The following is a 229-nucleotide window of genomic DNA, read 5'->3' on the forward strand; positions in this document are numbered from 1 at the left end:
TGTTTAGCGGTTTGAGTAAGAAACATACTAGGAATTTCTACAATGTCAGATAAGAAAAAGGTTTATTACACGACTCGGTCGGCTGTCCTCTCCGCCAAAGAGAATCCTTGGGCGAGAGAGTTGGCCCACACCATCAAGAAGGGGAAAAAGGTCACTGGCTTTGCTTCGGCGCATCACTCACTGGTGAATAACGCCACAGGCGAGGTTGCTGGGGATATGGCCGTGATTG

The 229-nt window shown here is 48.9% G+C and carries 1 protein-coding gene; it reads left to right on the forward strand.

Going from position 1 to position 229, the window contains the following annotated elements; genetic code table 11:
- Positions 1-42: 42 nt before the first annotated feature.
- Positions 43-229: hypothetical protein (locus tag KZZ04_RS21030; RefSeq protein WP_219424152.1), on the forward strand; the 187-nt coding region annotated here is incomplete at its 3' end.

Source organism: Pseudoalteromonas sp. CR1 (assembly GCF_019392235.1).
Lineage (GTDB): Bacteria > Pseudomonadota > Gammaproteobacteria > Enterobacterales > Alteromonadaceae > Pseudoalteromonas.